We start from the raw sequence: 16,438 nt of genomic DNA on the forward strand, positions 1-16,438 counted from the left end.
GGCGGCAACGGCTTGATGGTGCCGTTTGCCGCCCTCGGTGTCACCCCACGGTCATGTCATCGATCTGCCATGACCGTCGTCCGGCAACCGCCCATCAGCCCTGCGCGTCGTCGTGCGCGTGGTGGTAGCGCACGGCTTCGGCCACTTCCTCGCGCGAACCGAGGAACACCGGCACGCGCTGGTGCAGCTGGTCGGGCTGGATGTCGAGGATGCGCTCGCGGCCGGTCCAGGCGGCGCCGCCGGCCTGTTCGACCAGCAGGCCCATCGGGTTGGCTTCGTACATCAGGCGCAGCTTGCCGGCCTTGGACGGGTCCTTCTTGTCCCACGGGTAGATGAAGATACCGCCGCGGGTCAGGATGCGATGCACGTCGGCCACCATGCTGGCGATCCAGCGCATGTTGAAGTTCTTGCCGCGCGCGCCTTCCTTGCCGGCCAGCAGATCGCCCACATAGGCCTGCATCGGCGCTTCCCAGTGACGCTGGTTGGACATGTTGATGGCGAATTCCTGGGTGGCCGCCGGAATCTGCATGTTCTCGGTGGTCAGCACGAACTCGCCCTTCTCGCGGTCCAGGGTGAAGGCGTGCGTGCCGTGGCCGACGGTCAGCACCAGCTGGGTGCTGGGCCCGTAGATGCAGTAGCCGGCGGCGATCTGTTTGCTGCCCGGTTGCAGGAAGGCGTCATCGCCCGGCAGCTCGACGTTGGTCGGGCAACGCAGCACGGAGAAGATGGTGCCGACGGAGACGTTGACGTCGATGTTGGAGCTGCCATCGAGAGGATCGAACAGCAGCAGGAAATCGCCGCGCGGGTAGATGTCCGGCACCGGCTGGCTGTGGTCCATTTCTTCGGAGGCGCACGCGGCGAGGTGGCCACCCCAGGCGTTGGCTTCAAGCAGGATCTCGTTGCTGATCACATCCAGCTTCTTCTGCGCTTCGCCCTGCACGTTGCCGGTACCGGCGTCGCCGAGCACGCCACCGAGGGCGCCCTTGCTGACGGCGATGGAGATGCTGGTGCAGGCGCGGGCGACGACCGCGATCAGCTGGCGCAGGTCGGCATTGATGCGGCCGGCGTGCTGTTCCTGGATCAGGAAGCGGGTCAACGAAGTACGGGACATGAGCGGGCAGGTCTCGGCAGCAGGAAAACGCCTATTGTCGCCGGTCCGGCAAGCGCGTGCGTGAGCGCGGGAAGGCGTAATCGTTTCCAGATGCGTTGCGCTCGTGGAAGCGGGGCGCCCTGCTTCTGTAGAGCCGAGCCCGCGCTCGGCTGCGCTTCGTCCTTCATGCCGCACAAACCGAGCGTAGGCTCGGCTCTACAGAGACCAGCGCGCAAAAAACAAAGGCGCCTTTCGGCGCCTTTGTTCTCAAACCCGTGCAACCTTGCTTCAGCCCTTGGCGACGGTGGCCACGGCCTTGGCGACGTACTCCAGGTTGTTCTGGTTCAGCGCGGCCACGCAGATGCGGCCGGTGCCGACGGCGTAGATGCCGAACTCGTCGCGCAGGCGCTCGACCTGCTCGCGGCTCAGGCCGGAGTAGGAGAACATGCCGGCCTGCTCGTTGATGAAACCGAACTGCGGCGCGCCAGCGGCAGCCAGCTTCTCGACCAGGCCCTGGCGCAGGGCGTGGATGCGCTCGCGCATCTCGGTCAGTTCCTGCTCCCACATCGCGCGCAGTTCCGGGTTGGTCAGCACGCCGGCCACCAGCGCAGCACCGTGGGTGGACGGGCTGGAGTAGATGGTGCGGATCACGCGCTTGACCTGCGACTGCACGGCCTTGGCGTCCGCGGCGGTCGGCGCCACCATCGACAGCGCACCCACGCGCTCGCCGTACAGCGAGAACGACTTGGAGTACGAGTTGGCGACGATGAAGCTGTCGATGCCGGCTTCGGCGATGATGCGCACGGCGGCGCCGTCCTGCTCGATGCCCTTGTCGAAGCCCTGGTAGGCCATGTCGATGAAGGGGAACAGCTGCTTGTCCTTCAGCAGCTGCGCGACCTGCTTCCACTGGGTGACCGTGAGGTCGGCGCCGGTGGGGTTGTGGCAGCAGGCGTGCAGCAGCACCACGGTGCCGGCGTCCAGCTTGCCCAGGTCGGCCAGCAGGGCGTCGAAGTTGACGCCATGGGTGGTCGGGTCGAAATAGGTGTACTCCACCACGTCGAAACCGGCGGCGCTGAACACCGCACGGTGGTTTTCCCAGCTCGGGTTGCTCAGCGCCACGGTGGCGTGCGGCAGCAGTTTCTTCAGCACGTCGGCGCCGACGCGCAGCGCACCGCTGCCACCGACGGTCTGTGCGGTGGTGACGCGGCCGGCGGCCAGCAGCGGCGAATCCTTGCCGAACACCAGCTCACGCGTCGCCTGCGTGTACGCCGGCAGGCCATCGATCGGCAGGTAGCCGCGCGGTTTGGCTTCGGCGGCGAGCTGCTGCTCGATCTGCTTGACGGCGCGCAGCAGCGGAATGCGGCCGCTCTCGTCGTAGTAGATGCCCACACCCAGGTTGACCTTGGTCGGGCGGCTGTCGGCGTTGTACGCCTCGGTCAGGCCCAGGATCGGGTCGCCTGGGACCAGTTCCACGTTTGCAAAGAAGGACACGGCGGTACTCGTTCGGTAGACGGAAAGGGGGAGGAAGTGCGCTACGCGGTCCGCGGCTTTTCAGCCGGAAACAGCCCATCGTAACAAAGCCTGCCGGGGCTGGCCGCCGCCATCGTCATCCGCAGCCCCGTACCATGGCGTGCGTTGCCGCCCGATCCATCAACCTGAATCATGAATCCTGCTGCACGACGCCATTGCCTGCCGCTGTCTGCCCTGCTGCTGTCGCCCTGGGCGGCGCTGGCCGAGCCCGCGCCCTCCGCCCTGCCCGCCGTGCAGGTGCAGGCCGCACGCGTGCCCGGCATCGACCCGTTCGCCTTGCCCGCGAGCCTGGACACGGTCTGGATCGATGCCAGCCGCGCGGGCACCGGCGCGCAGCTGTCCGAGGCGCTGGCCGGGGTACCAGGGCTGCTGGCACGCGACCGGCAGAACTTCGCCCAGGACACGCAGCTGTCGATCCGTGGCTTCGGCGCGCGCTCCACCTTCGGGGTGCGCGGGGTGCGGGTATTGATCGACGGGGTGCCCGCGACCATGCCCGATGGCCAGGGCCAGCTGTCGCATGCCAGCCTGTTGGGCGCCGAACGCATCGAGGTGCTGCGCGGGCCGTTCTCGGCGCTGTACGGCAATTCCTCCGGCGGCGTGCTTCAGGTCTGGAGCGCGCAGGGCCAGGCCGGCGACCCGTGGCGGCTACGCGTGAACGCTGGCGCCGACCGCACGCTCAGCGTCGGCGCGCAGCTGAAGGGGGCGGGTCGCGGGCTGGACTACAACATCGCCGCCAACCACTTCCGTACCGATGGCTGGCGCGATCACAGCCGTGCGCGCCGCGAATCGCTCAACGCGCGCATCGGCGGTGAGCTGGGCGGCGGACGGCTGGAACTGCTGCTCAATGCGCTTGATGCACCGGATGCGCAGGACCCGCTGGGCTTGACCCGTGCGCAGGTGGCAGCCGACCCACGCCAGGCCACGGCAGTGGCGCACCAGTACAACACCCGCAAATCGGTGCGCCAGCAGCAGGCGGGTCTGCGCTGGACGCGTGAATCCGGAGCGCAGCGCTGGCAGCTGATGGGCTATGCCGGCCAGCGCGCGGTACGCCAGTACCTGCCGATCCCGCCGACCGCCCAGGCCAACCCCCTGCATGCCGGTGGGGTGATCGATCTGGAGGGGGGCTACGGTGGGCTGGACGCGCGCTGGGGCTGGCACGGCGATCTGGCAGGGCGACCGCTGGACCTGGTGGCCGGGCTCAGCGCCGACCGCCAGCGCCAGCACCGCACCGGATACGAGAACTTCGTTGGCAACATCCTGGGCGTGCGCGGGCGCCTGCGCCGTGACCAGATCGACGTCGTGCAGAACGTGGACCAGTTCGCCCAGGCCTGGTGGCAGTGGAGCCCGCGCTGGTCATTGCTGGCCGGCGTGCGTCACAGCACCGTGCGCTTCGAATCGGACGACCGCTACATCATCGGCCGCAACCCGGATGACAGTGGCCGCCGGCGCTATCAGGCCACCACCCCGGTGGCCGGGATCACCTTCGAGGCCACCCCGCAGTGGCGGCTGCACGCGGCGGCGGGACGTGGTTTCGAAACCCCCACCTTCAACGAGCTGGGCTATCGCGCCGACGGCCAAGCCGGGCTGGCACTGGATCTGGCCGCTGCTCGCAGCCGCAGCGTGGAGGTCGGCAGCAAATGGCATGCGCAGGACGGAACCCAGCTTGATATCAGTGTGTTCCGTGCAGATACCGACGACGAGCTGGCCGTTGCCAGCAACATCGGCGGTCGCAGCACCTATCGCAACATCGGCCGCACCCGCCGCCAGGGTGTGGAACTGCAGTACCGGCAGCCGCTGGCCGAGCAGCTGGAACTGCAGCTGGCGTGGACCTGGCTGCAGGCGCAGGTGCGCTCGCCCTATCTGACCGCGAACAACACGGTGGCTGCGGGCAGCCGCCTGCCGGGCGTGCCCCGCCAGCAGGCCTTTGCCCGGCTGCAATGGACGCCAGCCGACTGGCAGTGGGCGCTGGAGGCCACCGCCAGCAGCGATACCGTGGTCAACGACGTGGCCAGCGAGCGCGCGCCGGGCTTCGCCCTGCTGCACCTGGAAGGTGGGCGCCGCTGGGCGCTGCCTGGCGGGGAACTGCGCGCCTTCGCGCGGCTGGAGAACGTGCTGGACCAGGCCTACATCGGCTCGGTAATCGTCAACGATGGCAATGGCCGCTACTACGAGCCGGGGCCGGGGCGGCGAGCCAACGCCGGCCTGCAATGGTCGTGGCGCTGAAGAGGGAGTGTTGGCCGCTGGCGGGCATCGCGCCGCGCAGGGCGTCAAGGGGTTGCCGGCCAGCGGCCGGCAGTACCCGTCAATCGTGGGCCTTGGCCGGCACGAACGGCGAGGTTGGATCGCTGGCCGGGAAGGTTTCCTCCAGCGCCTCGTCCTGGTTGTCGCTGGCGCGCTGCTTGCGCTCGCGGCGCTTGAGCGGGCTCTCCTGGCCACCGCGATGGCGGTCGCCGCCATCCTTGCGGTCCTGGGCCGCCTGTTCAGCCTCGTGCTTCACCGGCAGGTGTTCGTCGCCCTGCGCAGCATCGAAGAACGGCGCACCGGTGCCTCGGTAGTCGGCGTTGTCGGCATCGCGCTTGCCGCGCTGTTCGCCGGGAATGGGCGGGTGGTTTTCCCGCAGCGGGTCTCGGGAGGTCTCTCGGCTCATGGTCTGGCTACCTGCGCTCGGGGGGGCCCCACTACACCGCCAGCAAGGTAAAGCCGCCGCGAACCTGGCGTCATGAACATCTCGCTCACCCCCCGGTAACGGCACCGCGCGTATTTCTGCCCACCCGCCCCGCTGCAGGAGCCGGCCATGCCCCGTCTTGAACGACCCGCACCGTCCGTGTTCAACGCCCTGCTCGATCCGCTCGGCCAGCGCACCGCGCAGCGCCGTACGCGTCGCCACGAAGACCCCCAGGCGGTGGCGCAGGACTACCTGCAGTACATGCTCAGCGACTATGAGGAACGCCGCGGGCAGAGCCACCGCAACTGGCGTGACCTGTGCCCGGTGTATGCCTTCGCGTTGACCACGCATGCTGCCGATTGGCCACGCGGTGATGCCGCAGATACCTGCGAGGAACTGGCCGAGCACTGGGAACAGATGCGCGGACAGTCACGATTGGGCTGGTCGCAGGCGCGGCCGGTGGTGGAAGACGCCTGGCGCGCGCTGGACCATATTCCGGCAGCGGCGGTGAGGCCGCTGCTGCAGTAGTGGCGGGCACTTGAAGCAGCCGAGCCTGGGCTCGGCTCTACAGCCAAGTGGCCGCGCCACCTGACGTGCACGGCACGGACACGGGTGGTTTACATCGCTGGGCAGAAGCTGGGCATCCCCTGCCCCGTAACAGGTGTCACCATGGCCCGCCCGATCTGGACCGGCACGCTGTCGTTTGGCCTGCTCAACGTGCCAGTGTCGTTGATGTCCGGCGAGCGCAAAGTCGATCTGCAGTTCCGCATGCTCGACTCCCGCGATCGCAAGCCGATCCGTTTCGAACGGGTCAACGCCGACACCGGCGAGGAAGTGCCCTGGAAGGACATCGTCAAAGCCTATGAGTACGACAAGGGCAGTTATGTCGTGCTGGAGGAAGGTGATATCCGCTCGGCCGCGCCGGAAAGCCACGAGGCGGTGGAGGTGGAATCGTTCGTGGATGCGGCCCAGATCGACCCGCGCTATTACGAGAAACCGTATTTGCTGGTGCCCGGCAAGAAGGCCGAAAAGGGCTATGTGCTGCTGCGCGAAACCCTGCGCAGCACCGGCAAGGTGGGCATCGCGCGGGTGGTGGTGCGCACGCGCGAATACCTGTGCGCGGTCATGCCGCATGAGGACGCACTGGTGTTGATGATCCTGCGCTATCCACAGGAACTGGTGGATCCCGAGGATTACAAGCTGCCCACCGGCAAACTGTCCGACTACCGCATCACCAGCAAGGAAACGGCGATGGCCGAGCAGTTGATCGAGTCGATGTCCGGTGAGTGGGACCCGTCGCACTACCACGATGAGTTCCGCGAGCGCCTGCAGCAGGTGTTGAACAAGCGCATCAAGTCCAAGGGCGGCACCACGCGGGTGGACGATGAGCCGGCACCGCGCGAGGACGCAAGTACCAATGTGGTCGACTTCATGGCGCTGCTGCAGAAGAGCCTGGATGCGAACAAGCGAACGCCAGCGAAGAAGGCCGCAACGCGCAAAGCAGCCGCCACGTCACCAGCGAAGAAGGCCGCAAAGAAAACAACGAAGAAGGCTGCAAAGAAGACCGCACCTCGACGCAAGGCGGGGTGAGCCATGTCGTTGCACCAGTATCGGCGCAAACGCCGGCTTGGCGGCGGCGCCGGGCAGACGCCGGAACCTGACGACACGCGTGCCCCCGGTGACCCGAAGGGGCGGCCGACCTTTGTCATCCAGCTGCACCATGCCAGCTCGCGTCACTACGACTTCCGCCTGGAAATGGACGGCGTACTGAAGAGCTGGGCGGTGCCCAAGGGGCCTTCGCTGCGCGTCGGTGAAAAGCGGCTGGCCGTGGAAGTGGAAGACCATCCGCTGTCCTACGCCGGTTTCGAGGGAGACATTCCTGAAGGCCACTATGGTGCGGGCCACGTGGATGTCTTCGATCACGGCACCTGGGCCTGTGAAGGCGATCCACTGCAGGCACTGGCGGCGGGCAAGATCGACTTCGTGCTGCATGGACAACGCCTGGCCGGTGGCTGGAAGCTGGTGCGCACGGCGATGAAAGGGCGCCAGGTGCAGTGGCTGCTGATCAAGCGCGATGACGAGGAAGCACGCGATGCAGAAGCAGACGATCTGCCGGGAGTGTCCGCACCGAAACGCTCATCGGCAGTGAAGAAGCGCACCGCGAGGGAGGCCGCGCGCGCCGCGCCTGCCGCGCGCACGGCGAACCGCAAGGCCGATGCAGGTTGGCATGCACGCGCGCTGAAACTGCACGGCGCACGTGACGCACCCTACCCGCGCGCCTTCAAACCGCAGTTGACCGATCATCGCAACAGTGCGCCGGACGGCGACCGCTGGCTTCACGAGATCAAGTGGGATGGCTATCGCCTGCTGGCTGATCTGCACAATGGCGAGGTCAAGCTGCGCTCCCGCAATGGTCTGGATTGGACCGATGATTTTCCCGAAGTGGTGCAGGCCGTGAAGGCGCTGCCGGTGCGCGATGCGCGCCTGGATGGCGAGCTGGTGGTGCTGGACAAGGAAGGACGCAGTGACTTCGCAGCGTTGCAGCGGGTGATCGACGGCAGTTCGAAGCAACCGCTGCGCTACATCGTGTTCGATCTTCCGGGCGTGGCTGGCGCGGACATCAGTCGTGCGCCGTTGCTGGAGCGCAAAGCACTCCTGAAAGCGCTCATTGGGCCCGCGCCTGGCACCCTGGCCTTCAGCGAGCACGTGATCGACCACGGCCCGCAGGTGTTCGACGCCAGTGGCAAGGCCGGATTCGAAGGCATCGTCAGCAAGCAGATGGATGCCCCGTACGTGAATACCCGCGCGCGCAGCTGGGTGAAGGTGAAGCACGAAGACACCGACGAGTTCCTGATCGTCGGCTACACGGCACCCAAGGGTTCCCGAGTGGGGTTCGGCTCGCTGCTGCTGGCGACGCCGGACAAGGGAGGCTTGCGCTATGTGGGCCGCGTTGGCACCGGCTTCGACGACGAAAGCCTGCGCGCACTGCTCAAGGCACTGCAGCCGTTGGCCGTGAAGACGCCCGTACTGCAGCTGCCGGCGCATGTGCCGTTCCGCGCTGCCAGCGTACGCTGGGTGAAGCCGGTGGCGGTTGCCGAGGTGGCCTTCCGTGGCTGGGGCAAGGAAGGCCTGCTGCGCCAGGCCAGTTTCAAGCGACTGCGCAGCGACAAGCAGAAGGAGGACCTGGGAATGAGCACCGCGCATGCCGAAACCGGAGGCGAGGTCCAGATCACTCATCCGGAGCGGGTAGTGTTTCCAAAGCAGAAGCTCAGCAAGGGAGACGTGGCGGACTACTACCGGCAGATGGCACGCTGGATCCTGCCCGAGATTGCTGGACGTCCGCTGTCACTGCTGCGCTGCCCGGACGGCGTGGGCAAGGCCTGCTTCTTCCAGAAGCACCATGGCCCCGGCCTGGGCGATGCGGTGCACGCGGTGCCCCTGCAGCAGAAGAGCGGCCGCGAGGATTACGTCTACATCGACGATTTACGGGGCCTGCTGCAGCTGGTGCAGATGAACACCCTGGAACTGCATCCCTGGGGCGCGACGGTGGCCGATCCCGAACATCCGGATCGTCTGGTGTTCGATCTCGACCCCGGCGAAGGGGTGAACTGGGCACAGGTGAAGGCCGCTGCGCGCGATGTGCGTGACCGCCTGCAGCAGGTGGGCCTGAAGAGCTTCGTACGCCTGTCCGGTGGCAAGGGCGTGCACGTGGTGGTGCCGCTGCAGCCCAAGGCAGGCTGGGACGAGGCCAAGGCGTTCTGCGAGGCGTTCGCGCAGGCAATGGCGCTGGAGCAGCCTGATCGCTACGTGGCGACGATGAGCAAGGCCAAGCGCGGCGGGGTGATCTTCATCGACTGGCTGCGCAACACGCGAGGCGCCACCAGCGTGTGCTCGTGGTCGCTGCGTGCACGCGATGCTGCCGGCGTGGCAGTGCCGCTGCGCTGGGAAGAGCTTGCACGCGTCAGTGCGGCCGACGCGTTTCCGATGGCCAAGGCGCTGGCGCGCGCAAAGCGCTTGAGGGGTGACCCATGGCAGGGTATCGACACGCTGAAGCAGACGCTGCCGCGCATGGACCTGTAGAGCCGAGCCCATGCTCGGCTGCCTGTGTCCATGTGCATGAAAGCCGAGCATGGGCTCGGCTCTACAGATGCGGCGCTACGTTGCGTCACGCGACGCACGGCGCCCGAACCACCAGCCCACCAGCAGCTGCAGCGGCAGCGATGCCAGCAGCGAAATGACGAACCAGAACGGGAAATCCGCACCGGCCGTCCACATCGCGTAGCCACAGCCCAGCGCGATCAGCGACCAGATCGAGAAGCCATGCGAACGCGGCCAGCAGGGGGCGTAATAGGTGGCAAAGGAAACGCCCGCGATGCCACCAAGAACGCTGAAGGTGAGGTCCCAGCCCAGCTGCACGCTGTTGTTGTCCGGCGACAGGCCCAGCAACGGGGGCAGCCAGCTGGCGACGCTGCTGACCAGCGCAAGCGACAGGACGCCGCCGATCAGGGCGACGATGGACAGGAACAGGGTCTTGAGCAGGCCGGGCATGCGCGCATTGTACGGCGGCCACAGAGTGCCCGCGTTGCCGGCCAGCGGCCGGCACTACCGAACCGCCTGGGGTTTGCCGGCCAGCGGCCGGCACTACCGATGGATCGGCATGGCCGCCGCGTCCGTGGGAGAGGGGGACGGAGCGACGACGGCCATGCACAGGCGGTCAGGCGGCGAAGTCGAGTACCACGCGGCCCTCAATGGTGCCCGCGTGCATGCGCGCGAACACGTCGTTGATGTTCTCCAGGCGGTCGGTGCTGACGGTGGCCGCGACCTTGCCTTCGGCGGCGAACTGCAGCGACTCCTGCAGGTCCAGCCGGGTGCCGACGATCGAGCCGCGCACGGTGATGCCGTTGAGCACCATGCCGAAGATATCCAGCGGGAAATTGCCGGGCGGCAGGCCGTTGAGCGAGACGGTGCCGCCACGGCGGACCATGCCCAGCGCCTGCTCGAACGCCTTCGGTGAGACCGCCGTGACCAGGGCGCCGTGCGCGCCGCCGATCTCCTTCCTGAGGAAGGCGGCCGGATCGGTGGTGCGCGCGTTCACGGTGATCTGCGCGCCGAGCTGCCGGGCCAATGCCAGCTTGTTGTCATCCACGTCCACCGCGGCCACGTTCAGGCCCATTGCGCGGGCGTACTGCACCGCCATGTGGCCCAGGCCGCCGATACCGGAGATCGCCACCCAGTCACCGGGCTTGGTGTCGGTGACCTTCAGGCCCTTGTAGACGGTCACGCCGGCGCACAGCACCGGCGCGATCTCGATGAAGCCCACTTCCTTCGGAAGCAGGCCGACGTAGTTGGCATCGGCCAGTGCGTACTCGGCGAAGCCGCCGTTGACCGAGTAACCGGTATTGCGCTGCGTTTCGCACAGCGTTTCCCAGCCACCCAGGCAGTGTTCGCAATGGCCACACGCCGAGTACAACCAGGGGATGCCGACCCTGTCGCCTTCCTTGACGTGCCCTACCCCGCCTCCCACGGCCACGACGTGCCCCACGCCCTCGTGGCCGGGGATGAATGGCGGGTTCGGTTTCACCGGCCAGTCGCCCTCGGCGGCGTGCAGGTCGGTGTGGCAGACGCCACAGGCCTCGATCCTGACCAGCACCTCGCCCGCCCCCGGGCGCGGTACCGAGACTTCCTCGATGACCAGCGGCTTGCCGAACTCGCGTACGACGGCGGCCTTCATGGTGGATTGCATGTTCGGATCTCCGCAGTGCGCTTGCCCACAGAATGACGCCGGCTCGAGGCCGGCGCTTTGATCACGATCAAACCTTTGAAGATTCTTGCAGCGTGTTCAGCTGGCCAGCACCGATGCCTCGCGCGCCAGGCGCTCGATCGCCTCCCAGTCACGGGTCTGCAGCAGCGCCGGGGTGGTCAGCCAAGAACCGCCCACGCACAGCACATTGGGCAGGTGCAGGAACTGCGGCGCGGTCTGCGCGCTGATGCCGCCGGTCGGGCAGAAGCGCACGTCGGCGAATGGACCGTTCCAGGCGGCCAGCAGCGCGGCACCGCCGGCCTGCACGGCCGGGAAGAACTTGAAGGTGTCCTTGCCGTGCTCCAGGCCCAGGATCAGATCGGATGCGGTGGCGGCACCGGGCAGGTACGGCAGGTCGGCATCGCGCGCGGCGGCATACAGCATCGGCGTTGCACCGGGCGATACCGCGAAACGTGCGCCGGCCTGCTTCGCCGCCTGCATCTGCGCGGCGTTGAGTACGGTACCGGCGCCGATCACTGCGTCCGGCACGGCCTCGACCATGGCCTTGATGGCGTCCAGTGCCTGCGGCGTGCGCAGGGTCACTTCGATCACCGGCAGGCCACCGCGGAACAGTGCTTGGGCTACCTCGACGGCTTCATTCACGTCTTCGGGGGTGTACACCGGAATCACCGGTGCCAGCTTCAACAGCGCGCGCAGGCGCGGATCAGCGCTGGACATGGTCTTGCTCCTTGCCCGACGGGGCATTGCGGATCGCCGCCGGGTCCGGCAGCGCAGCGGCGCATGATGCCATGCGCGCTGCGAAGGCGCTGTCCGCTGCCCTGCCCTCTGCCCGGCTCAGGCCGGATCGGCCTGCAACGCCTGGATACGGCGCTGGTACCAGTCACCCCCAAGTGGATCGAACACCGCCGAACGTTCCATCGGCGCTTCGTACACATGCACCGAAATGGCCAGGGCCTCATCGCTGGCATTGCGCAGGGTGTGGTATTCATGCGGTGGAATCAGGCTGCCGGCACTGCCGCAGCCGCCGCGCAGCACGGCATGGCGGCGGAAGCGCCAGCGCTCGCCGGCGCACTCCAGCAGTTCATAGCGGGTGATCTCCAGCTCGCCCGACCACACGCCCTCCACACACCACATGGCATCGTGGTCGTGCAGCGGCGTGCCCTGCCCTGGGCCCCAGCTCATGGCAATCACGCTGTAGCCGTGTTCGCGGCTGTGGTACAGCGGACGTCGCGCGTAATGATCACTGACCGGACGGTGCACGCATTCGGGCAACTCGATGCGGCTGTCCGCGATGGCTTCCTGCAGCGCCAGCTGCAGGTCGGCGGTGATGCGCTCGGCATCACCGGAGGTCATCGCCGCGTCGACTGCGGCGATCAACCGGTCGCGGCCACGGAACGCCGGAAACGGAGAAGTCTGCAGGTCCATGCCCCGACTGTAGCGGAGCCTGGTTAAGGGAATGTTGGTGATCGCGCGCGTCGCACCCGCATTCATGGCAAGCGCGCGTGAAAAACGGTTCAGATGCAAATGCAGTAGAGCGATCACAATGGAACCTCACGCGGTGGAACGTGTCGAACACGGTCTGTGCCGCTCCAGCTGCGACATTCCGCAACTTCGCGCCCGACGGGCGCAAGGCTAGAATTCTCCGACTTACCTGGTTCTATACATGTCAGTGCGAAATATGAGCGATGCCGCGTTGCCGGCATCGAAAGGCAAGGCTGCCACGATCAACGACATCGCACGACTGTCGGGAGTTTCCAAGAAAACGGTTTCAAGAATCATCAACAACTCGCCGCTGGTGCGCAAAGACACCCGCGACAAGGTCGAGGCGTTGATGCGCGAGGTCGGTTACGTGCCCGACCCTCTGGCGCGCGGGCTCGCGTTCCGCCGCTCCTTCCTGATCGGCCTGGTGTATGACGACCCGGGTGCCCAATGCATCGTTGACCTGCAGCATGGCGCGCTGGAAGCGCTGCGTGGCACCGGTTATGAGCTGGTGGTGCATCCCTGCGACAGCCAGGATCCGGAATGCGCGCACGGCGTGCGCCGCTTCGTGCAGCAGCAGAAGCTGCATGGGGTGATCCTCGGCCCGCGTGCATCCGAATCGGTTGCGCTCGCGCAGATGCTGGACGACATCGATTGCCGCTACGTGCGCATCAACGCACATGCGTCGGAGGATGAAGTGCAGGCGGTGGTCACCCACGATCGCGATGGCGCGGCGGCAGCAGCGGGTTACCTGCTCTCGCTCGGCCATCGTGACATCGCGGTGATCGCAGGGCCCGGAGACCGGCGCGCGGCGCGTGAGCGCACGCATGGCTTCCTTGAGCGGTTGGCCCAGGTGGGGCTGACCTTGCCGGGCGAACGCGTGCTGGAAGCCGGTGACACCTTCGAGTCCGGCGTGCATGCCGCCGAGCGGCTGCTGATGGGCGGGCAACGCCCCAGCGCGATCTTCGCCGGCAACGACGAGATGGCGGCCGGTGTCTACCAGGTTGCGCTGCGTGCGGGAATTGCCGTGCCACAGCAGCTGTCGATCGTCAGCTATGACGACAGCCCGCTGGCCTCGCGGTTGTGGCCGCCGCTGACTTCGGTGCGCCGCCATGTGTCCGACATCGGCCGCATGGCGGCGGCGATGCTGGTGCAGACCGAAGTACCGGATGCACCGACCGCGGCCAGCGTGCATCCACAGCTGATGGTGCGCGGTTCCTGCCGGGCCGTGGACGCCTGAGTACCCTGCCCTCGCCTGCGCCGCCGCGACGGCGCAGCGGTGCAGACATCAATGAAAACGGCGCACCCATGTGCGCCGTTTTCAGTGCGAAGCCATGCGCGTTGTGTGCTTACACGTCGCCGCCGTCGGCCCAGCCTTCCCCCGTGCCCTTCTGGAACACGCGGTCATCGCTCTGCACGTCACCGGCCGGCAGGTGCGCCTGGTCGGCCAGTGCCGCGTAGATCGGGGTGAAGTCCGGCGACGTCGCCTGCATCAGCTGTTCGAAGCTGTCGATGACGAAGTAGGTCTTCTGGAACGTGTCGATGCGGTACTTCGTGCGCATGATGCGCTGCAGGTCGAAGCCGATGCGGTTGGGCGCGGCTGATTCCAGCGAGTACAGCGATTCGCCCTTCGACGACACGATGCCGGCACCGTAGATGCGCAGGCCTTCGGGCGTATCGATCAGGCCGAACTCCACCGTGTACCAGTACAGGCGCGTCAGGTTCTGCAGCGCATCCGGGCCGATCGCGTGCGCTTTGACGCCGCCGCGCCCGTACGCCTCCATGTAGTCGGCGAACACCGGGTTCATCAGCAGCGGTACGTGGCCGAACAGATCGTGGAACAGGTCCGGCTCGGCGATGTAGTCGATCTGGTCCGGGCGACGGATCCACCAGGTCACCGGGAAACGGCGGTTGGCCAGGTGGTCGAAGAAATCCAGTTCCGGCAGCAGGCCTTCGACGCCGACCAGGGTCCAGCCGGTGGCTGCGCCGAGCACTTCGTTGAGCTGGTCGAAGCGCGGAATCATGTGCGCGCTCATGCCCATCTCGTCCTGCGCGTCCAGGAATTCCTGGCAGGCGCGGCCGACCAGCAGTTCGCGCTGGCGCTGGTACAGCGTGCTCCAGGTGGCGTGGTCGTCGGCGCTATAGGTGTCCCACGGCTGCTCGACGAGCGCGGTGGTGTACACCGGCACGTAGCCCTTGTCGGTCTGCTGGTGTTCGACGCGGCGGGGCTGGGCGAGGTCCATGGGGCACTCCTTGACGGGATACCTACGATGCTAGGCCAGAGCCCGCGCAACAGGGTTGCAAAAGTTGCGCCGATTGGCCTTGTTGGCGCAATATCCTTGCGTACTCACCATGTTGCGGGGCAACAATGGCCGGAGAAGTCCAGTTCGATCGCACGGATATACGCCTGCTGGCTGAAATCCAGCGGGATGGGCGCGCCACCAACGCCGAACTGGCGGCGCGGGTGAATCTCTCGCCTTCGGCCTGCCTGCGGCGGTTGCAGCGGCTGGAAAGCGAGGGTGTGATCGTCGGCTACGGCGCGCGGCTGGAACCGCGGCAGTTGCGCCTGGGCCTGCAGGCCTTCGTGCGCGTGCAGCTGGAAAAACACGACCAAGCCGCCATCGGCCACTTCGTGGACAGCGTGCAAGCGTGGGATGAAGTGGTGGCCTGCCATGCACTGACCGGCGACATGGATTACCTGCTGCACGTCTACGTGCGCGACCTGGAGCACTTCTCGCACTTCCTGCTGGACCGGCTGCTCAATGCCGGCGGCGTGGCCGATGCCAATTCCAGCTTCGTGCTGCGCACGGTGAAGGGATTCCAGGCATTGCCGCTGTCGCAGCTGGAGCCCTGAGCGGCCACCAGGCGTGCCCGGTGGCCAGGCACCAACGGATCAGCACTTGTCCTTGCGGCCCATCAGCTTGCCCAGGCGCGAGGCTTCCTCGCACTTCGGTGCGGCCACCGGCGCCGGTGCCGCTGCGGCGGCGCGCGCGCGCTGCAGCTGCTGGATCTTCGCGCGGATCTGCGGCATGGCCGCCATCGCAGCCTTTTCGCCTTCCAGGATCGCGGTGCCACGCTGGCTGAAATCGGCAGCGCCGATGTCCAGCACCTTCGGGCGGATGACGATGTCGGCGCGTGCCAGTTCCTGCTCGCCGAGGCGCTGGCCCATGATCGAGATGGACTGGTTGACGATGCCCAGCATGTCGGTCGGTGCCTTGCCGCTGGCCTTGCTGGAAATGTCCACGGCGATCACGAAGTCGGCGCCGAGCTGGCGTGCGGCATCCACCGGCACCGGGCTGACCACACCGCCATCGATGTAGTTGCGACCGCCGATCTTCACCGGCTCGAACACACCGGGAATGCTGCTCGACGCGCGCACCGCCTGGCCGACGTTGCCGCGCACGAAGATCGCCCGCTCGCCGGTTTCCAACTGGGTGGCGACGGCGGCGAACGGCTTCTTCAGGCGTTCGGCCGGACGGTTGGCGACCTGTTCGTTGACGTAGTCCTGCAGCTTCTGGCCCTGCACCAGGCCACCGGAGAACAGGCGCACGTCGCGGATGCTGGCTTCATCCAGCGCCACCGCCTTGCTCTGCATCTGGAACGCGTCCATGCCGCTGGCATACAGCGCGCCGACCACGCTGCCGGCACTGGTGCCGGACACCACCGCGGGCTCGAAGCCATTGGCTTCCAGCATCTTGATCACGCCGATGTGGGCGAAGCCTTTGGCCGCGCCACCGCCGAGCGCGATACCGATCTTCACCGGCTTGGCCTGCGGCACCACGGTGGGGGCCGGCGGCGGCGTGGGGCGGACCGGATCACCGCCGCAGCCGGCCAGCAGGCCGATCAGGGCGACGGACAGCAGCATGCGGGGGCGGAACAGGCTCATCGGCAGTGCGCTCGCGGCGCCGGGCTC

At 67.1% G+C, this 16,438-nt stretch carries 15 protein-coding genes; 6 read left to right on the forward strand and 9 right to left on the reverse strand.

Features of this window, described 5'->3' with window-relative positions; all coding sequences use genetic code 11:
- Nucleotides 1-94: 94 nt before the first annotated feature.
- A complete protein-coding gene (locus AASM09_RS00085; RefSeq protein WP_014035428.1) occupies nucleotides 95-1,111 on the reverse strand; it encodes a class 1 fructose-bisphosphatase in 1,017 nt (338 codons plus the stop codon).
- Between the two features lie 267 nt (nucleotides 1,112-1,378).
- Nucleotides 1,379-2,581 carry an aromatic amino acid transaminase gene (locus AASM09_RS00090; protein WP_049429175.1) on the reverse strand — a complete coding sequence of 401 codons (1,203 nt, stop codon included), beginning with the start codon at nucleotides 2,579-2,581 and terminating at the stop codon, nucleotides 1,379-1,381.
- A gap of 171 nt (nucleotides 2,582-2,752) precedes the next feature.
- Between AASM09_RS00090 and AASM09_RS00095 the strand changes: the two genes are divergently transcribed.
- On the forward strand, nucleotides 2,753-4,843 hold the full coding sequence (locus AASM09_RS00095; RefSeq protein WP_049429174.1) for a TonB-dependent receptor family protein: 2,091 nt from the start codon (nucleotides 2,753-2,755) through the stop codon (nucleotides 4,841-4,843).
- Nucleotides 4,844-4,922: 79 nt separating this feature from the next.
- On the opposite strand, the gene AASM09_RS00100 is transcribed toward AASM09_RS00095, so the two are convergent.
- Nucleotides 4,923-5,267 (reverse strand): hypothetical protein, encoded by a 345-nt coding sequence (locus AASM09_RS00100; protein ID WP_343368676.1) that lies wholly within the window; start codon nucleotides 5,265-5,267, stop codon nucleotides 4,923-4,925.
- 147 nt (nucleotides 5,268-5,414) lie between these two features.
- Here AASM09_RS00100 and AASM09_RS00105 point away from each other — a divergent pair, with 147 nt between their 5' ends.
- The 3 genes from AASM09_RS00105 to ligD all read left to right on the forward strand — a co-directional run bounded on the left by AASM09_RS00105 (nucleotide 5,415) and on the right by ligD (nucleotide 9,365).
- Nucleotides 5,415-5,813: a hypothetical protein gene (locus AASM09_RS00105; protein ID WP_014035432.1), complete on the forward strand. Its 399-nt coding sequence runs from the start codon at nucleotides 5,415-5,417 to the stop codon at nucleotides 5,811-5,813.
- Nucleotides 5,814-5,954: 141 nt separating this feature from the next.
- Nucleotides 5,955-6,875, forward strand: a complete 921-nt coding sequence (locus AASM09_RS00110) for a Ku protein (RefSeq protein WP_049429173.1) — start codon at nucleotides 5,955-5,957, stop codon at nucleotides 6,873-6,875.
- Nucleotides 6,876-6,878: 3 nt separating this feature from the next.
- On the forward strand, nucleotides 6,879-9,365 hold the full coding sequence (gene ligD, locus AASM09_RS00115) for a DNA ligase D (protein ID WP_049429172.1): 2,487 nt from the start codon (nucleotides 6,879-6,881) through the stop codon (nucleotides 9,363-9,365).
- A gap of 75 nt (nucleotides 9,366-9,440) precedes the next feature.
- On the opposite strand, the gene AASM09_RS00120 is transcribed toward ligD, so the two are convergent.
- The 4 genes from AASM09_RS00120 to AASM09_RS00135 form a co-directional block, all read right to left on the reverse strand.
- Nucleotides 9,441-9,833 carry a hypothetical protein gene (locus AASM09_RS00120; RefSeq protein ID WP_049429171.1) on the reverse strand — a complete coding sequence of 131 codons (393 nt, stop codon included), beginning with the start codon at nucleotides 9,831-9,833 and terminating at the stop codon, nucleotides 9,441-9,443.
- Between the two features lie 166 nt (nucleotides 9,834-9,999).
- Nucleotides 10,000-11,028 (reverse strand): alcohol dehydrogenase AdhP, encoded by a 1,029-nt coding sequence (gene adhP, locus AASM09_RS00125; protein WP_049429170.1) that lies wholly within the window; start codon nucleotides 11,026-11,028, stop codon nucleotides 10,000-10,002.
- A gap of 96 nt (nucleotides 11,029-11,124) precedes the next feature.
- Nucleotides 11,125-11,763, reverse strand: coding sequence for a bifunctional 4-hydroxy-2-oxoglutarate aldolase/2-dehydro-3-deoxy-phosphogluconate aldolase (gene eda / locus AASM09_RS00130; protein WP_049429169.1), 639 nt, complete (start codon nucleotides 11,761-11,763; stop codon nucleotides 11,125-11,127).
- Between the two features lie 117 nt (nucleotides 11,764-11,880).
- Nucleotides 11,881-12,471 (reverse strand): cysteine dioxygenase family protein, encoded by a 591-nt coding sequence (locus AASM09_RS00135; protein WP_049429168.1) that lies wholly within the window; start codon nucleotides 12,469-12,471, stop codon nucleotides 11,881-11,883.
- A gap of 238 nt (nucleotides 12,472-12,709) precedes the next feature.
- Between AASM09_RS00135 and AASM09_RS00140 the strand changes: the two genes are divergently transcribed.
- A complete protein-coding gene (locus AASM09_RS00140) occupies nucleotides 12,710-13,765 on the forward strand; it encodes a LacI family DNA-binding transcriptional regulator (protein WP_049429167.1) in 1,056 nt (351 codons plus the stop codon).
- 109 nt (nucleotides 13,766-13,874) lie between these two features.
- Here AASM09_RS00140 and phhA read toward each other — a convergent pair whose 3' ends face one another.
- Nucleotides 13,875-14,768 carry a phenylalanine 4-monooxygenase gene (phhA, locus tag AASM09_RS00145; RefSeq protein WP_049429166.1) on the reverse strand — a complete coding sequence of 298 codons (894 nt, stop codon included), beginning with the start codon at nucleotides 14,766-14,768 and terminating at the stop codon, nucleotides 13,875-13,877.
- Between the two features lie 125 nt (nucleotides 14,769-14,893).
- Here phhA and AASM09_RS00150 point away from each other — a divergent pair, with 125 nt between their 5' ends.
- A complete protein-coding gene (locus tag AASM09_RS00150; RefSeq protein WP_049429165.1) occupies nucleotides 14,894-15,379 on the forward strand; it encodes an Lrp/AsnC family transcriptional regulator in 486 nt (161 codons plus the stop codon).
- Nucleotides 15,380-15,418: 39 nt separating this feature from the next.
- On the opposite strand, the gene AASM09_RS00155 is transcribed toward AASM09_RS00150, so the two are convergent.
- Nucleotides 15,419-16,411 carry a patatin-like phospholipase family protein gene (locus AASM09_RS00155; protein ID WP_019337382.1) on the reverse strand — a complete coding sequence of 331 codons (993 nt, stop codon included), beginning with the start codon at nucleotides 16,409-16,411 and terminating at the stop codon, nucleotides 15,419-15,421.
- Nucleotides 16,412-16,438 lie beyond the last annotated feature (27 nt).

The organism is Stenotrophomonas maltophilia (assembly GCF_039555535.1).
In the GTDB taxonomy this organism is placed as follows: Bacteria; Pseudomonadota; Gammaproteobacteria; order Xanthomonadales; family Xanthomonadaceae; genus Stenotrophomonas; species Stenotrophomonas maltophilia_Q.

What these genes read in the sequence shown, in the direction of transcription:
- AASM09_RS00085 (WP_014035428.1), bottom strand. Translation starts at nt 1,111, where the DNA reads ATGTCCCGTACTTCGTTGACCCGCTTCCTGATCCAGGAACAGCACGCC.
- AASM09_RS00095 (WP_049429174.1), top strand. Translation starts at nt 2,753, where the DNA reads ATGAATCCTGCTGCACGACGCCATTGCCTGCCGCTGTCTGCCCTGCTG.
- AASM09_RS00100 (WP_343368676.1), bottom strand. Translation starts at nt 5,267, where the DNA reads ATGAGCCGAGAGACCTCCCGAGACCCGCTGCGGGAAAACCACCCGCCC.
- AASM09_RS00105 (WP_014035432.1), top strand. Translation starts at nt 5,415, where the DNA reads ATGCCCCGTCTTGAACGACCCGCACCGTCCGTGTTCAACGCCCTGCTC.
- AASM09_RS00110 (WP_049429173.1), top strand. Translation starts at nt 5,955, where the DNA reads ATGGCCCGCCCGATCTGGACCGGCACGCTGTCGTTTGGCCTGCTCAAC.
- ligD (WP_049429172.1), top strand. Translation starts at nt 6,879, where the DNA reads ATGTCGTTGCACCAGTATCGGCGCAAACGCCGGCTTGGCGGCGGCGCC.
- AASM09_RS00120 (WP_049429171.1), bottom strand. Translation starts at nt 9,833, where the DNA reads ATGCCCGGCCTGCTCAAGACCCTGTTCCTGTCCATCGTCGCCCTGATC.
- adhP (WP_049429170.1), bottom strand. Translation starts at nt 11,028, where the DNA reads ATGCAATCCACCATGAAGGCCGCCGTCGTACGCGAGTTCGGCAAGCCG.
- eda (WP_049429169.1), bottom strand. Translation starts at nt 11,763, where the DNA reads ATGTCCAGCGCTGATCCGCGCCTGCGCGCGCTGTTGAAGCTGGCACCG.
- AASM09_RS00135 (WP_049429168.1), bottom strand. Translation starts at nt 12,471, where the DNA reads ATGGACCTGCAGACTTCTCCGTTTCCGGCGTTCCGTGGCCGCGACCGG.
- AASM09_RS00140 (WP_049429167.1), top strand. Translation starts at nt 12,710, where the DNA reads ATGTCAGTGCGAAATATGAGCGATGCCGCGTTGCCGGCATCGAAAGGC.
- phhA (WP_049429166.1), bottom strand. Translation starts at nt 14,768, where the DNA reads ATGGACCTCGCCCAGCCCCGCCGCGTCGAACACCAGCAGACCGACAAG.
- AASM09_RS00150 (WP_049429165.1), top strand. Translation starts at nt 14,894, where the DNA reads ATGGCCGGAGAAGTCCAGTTCGATCGCACGGATATACGCCTGCTGGCT.
- AASM09_RS00155 (WP_019337382.1), bottom strand. Translation starts at nt 16,411, where the DNA reads ATGAGCCTGTTCCGCCCCCGCATGCTGCTGTCCGTCGCCCTGATCGGC.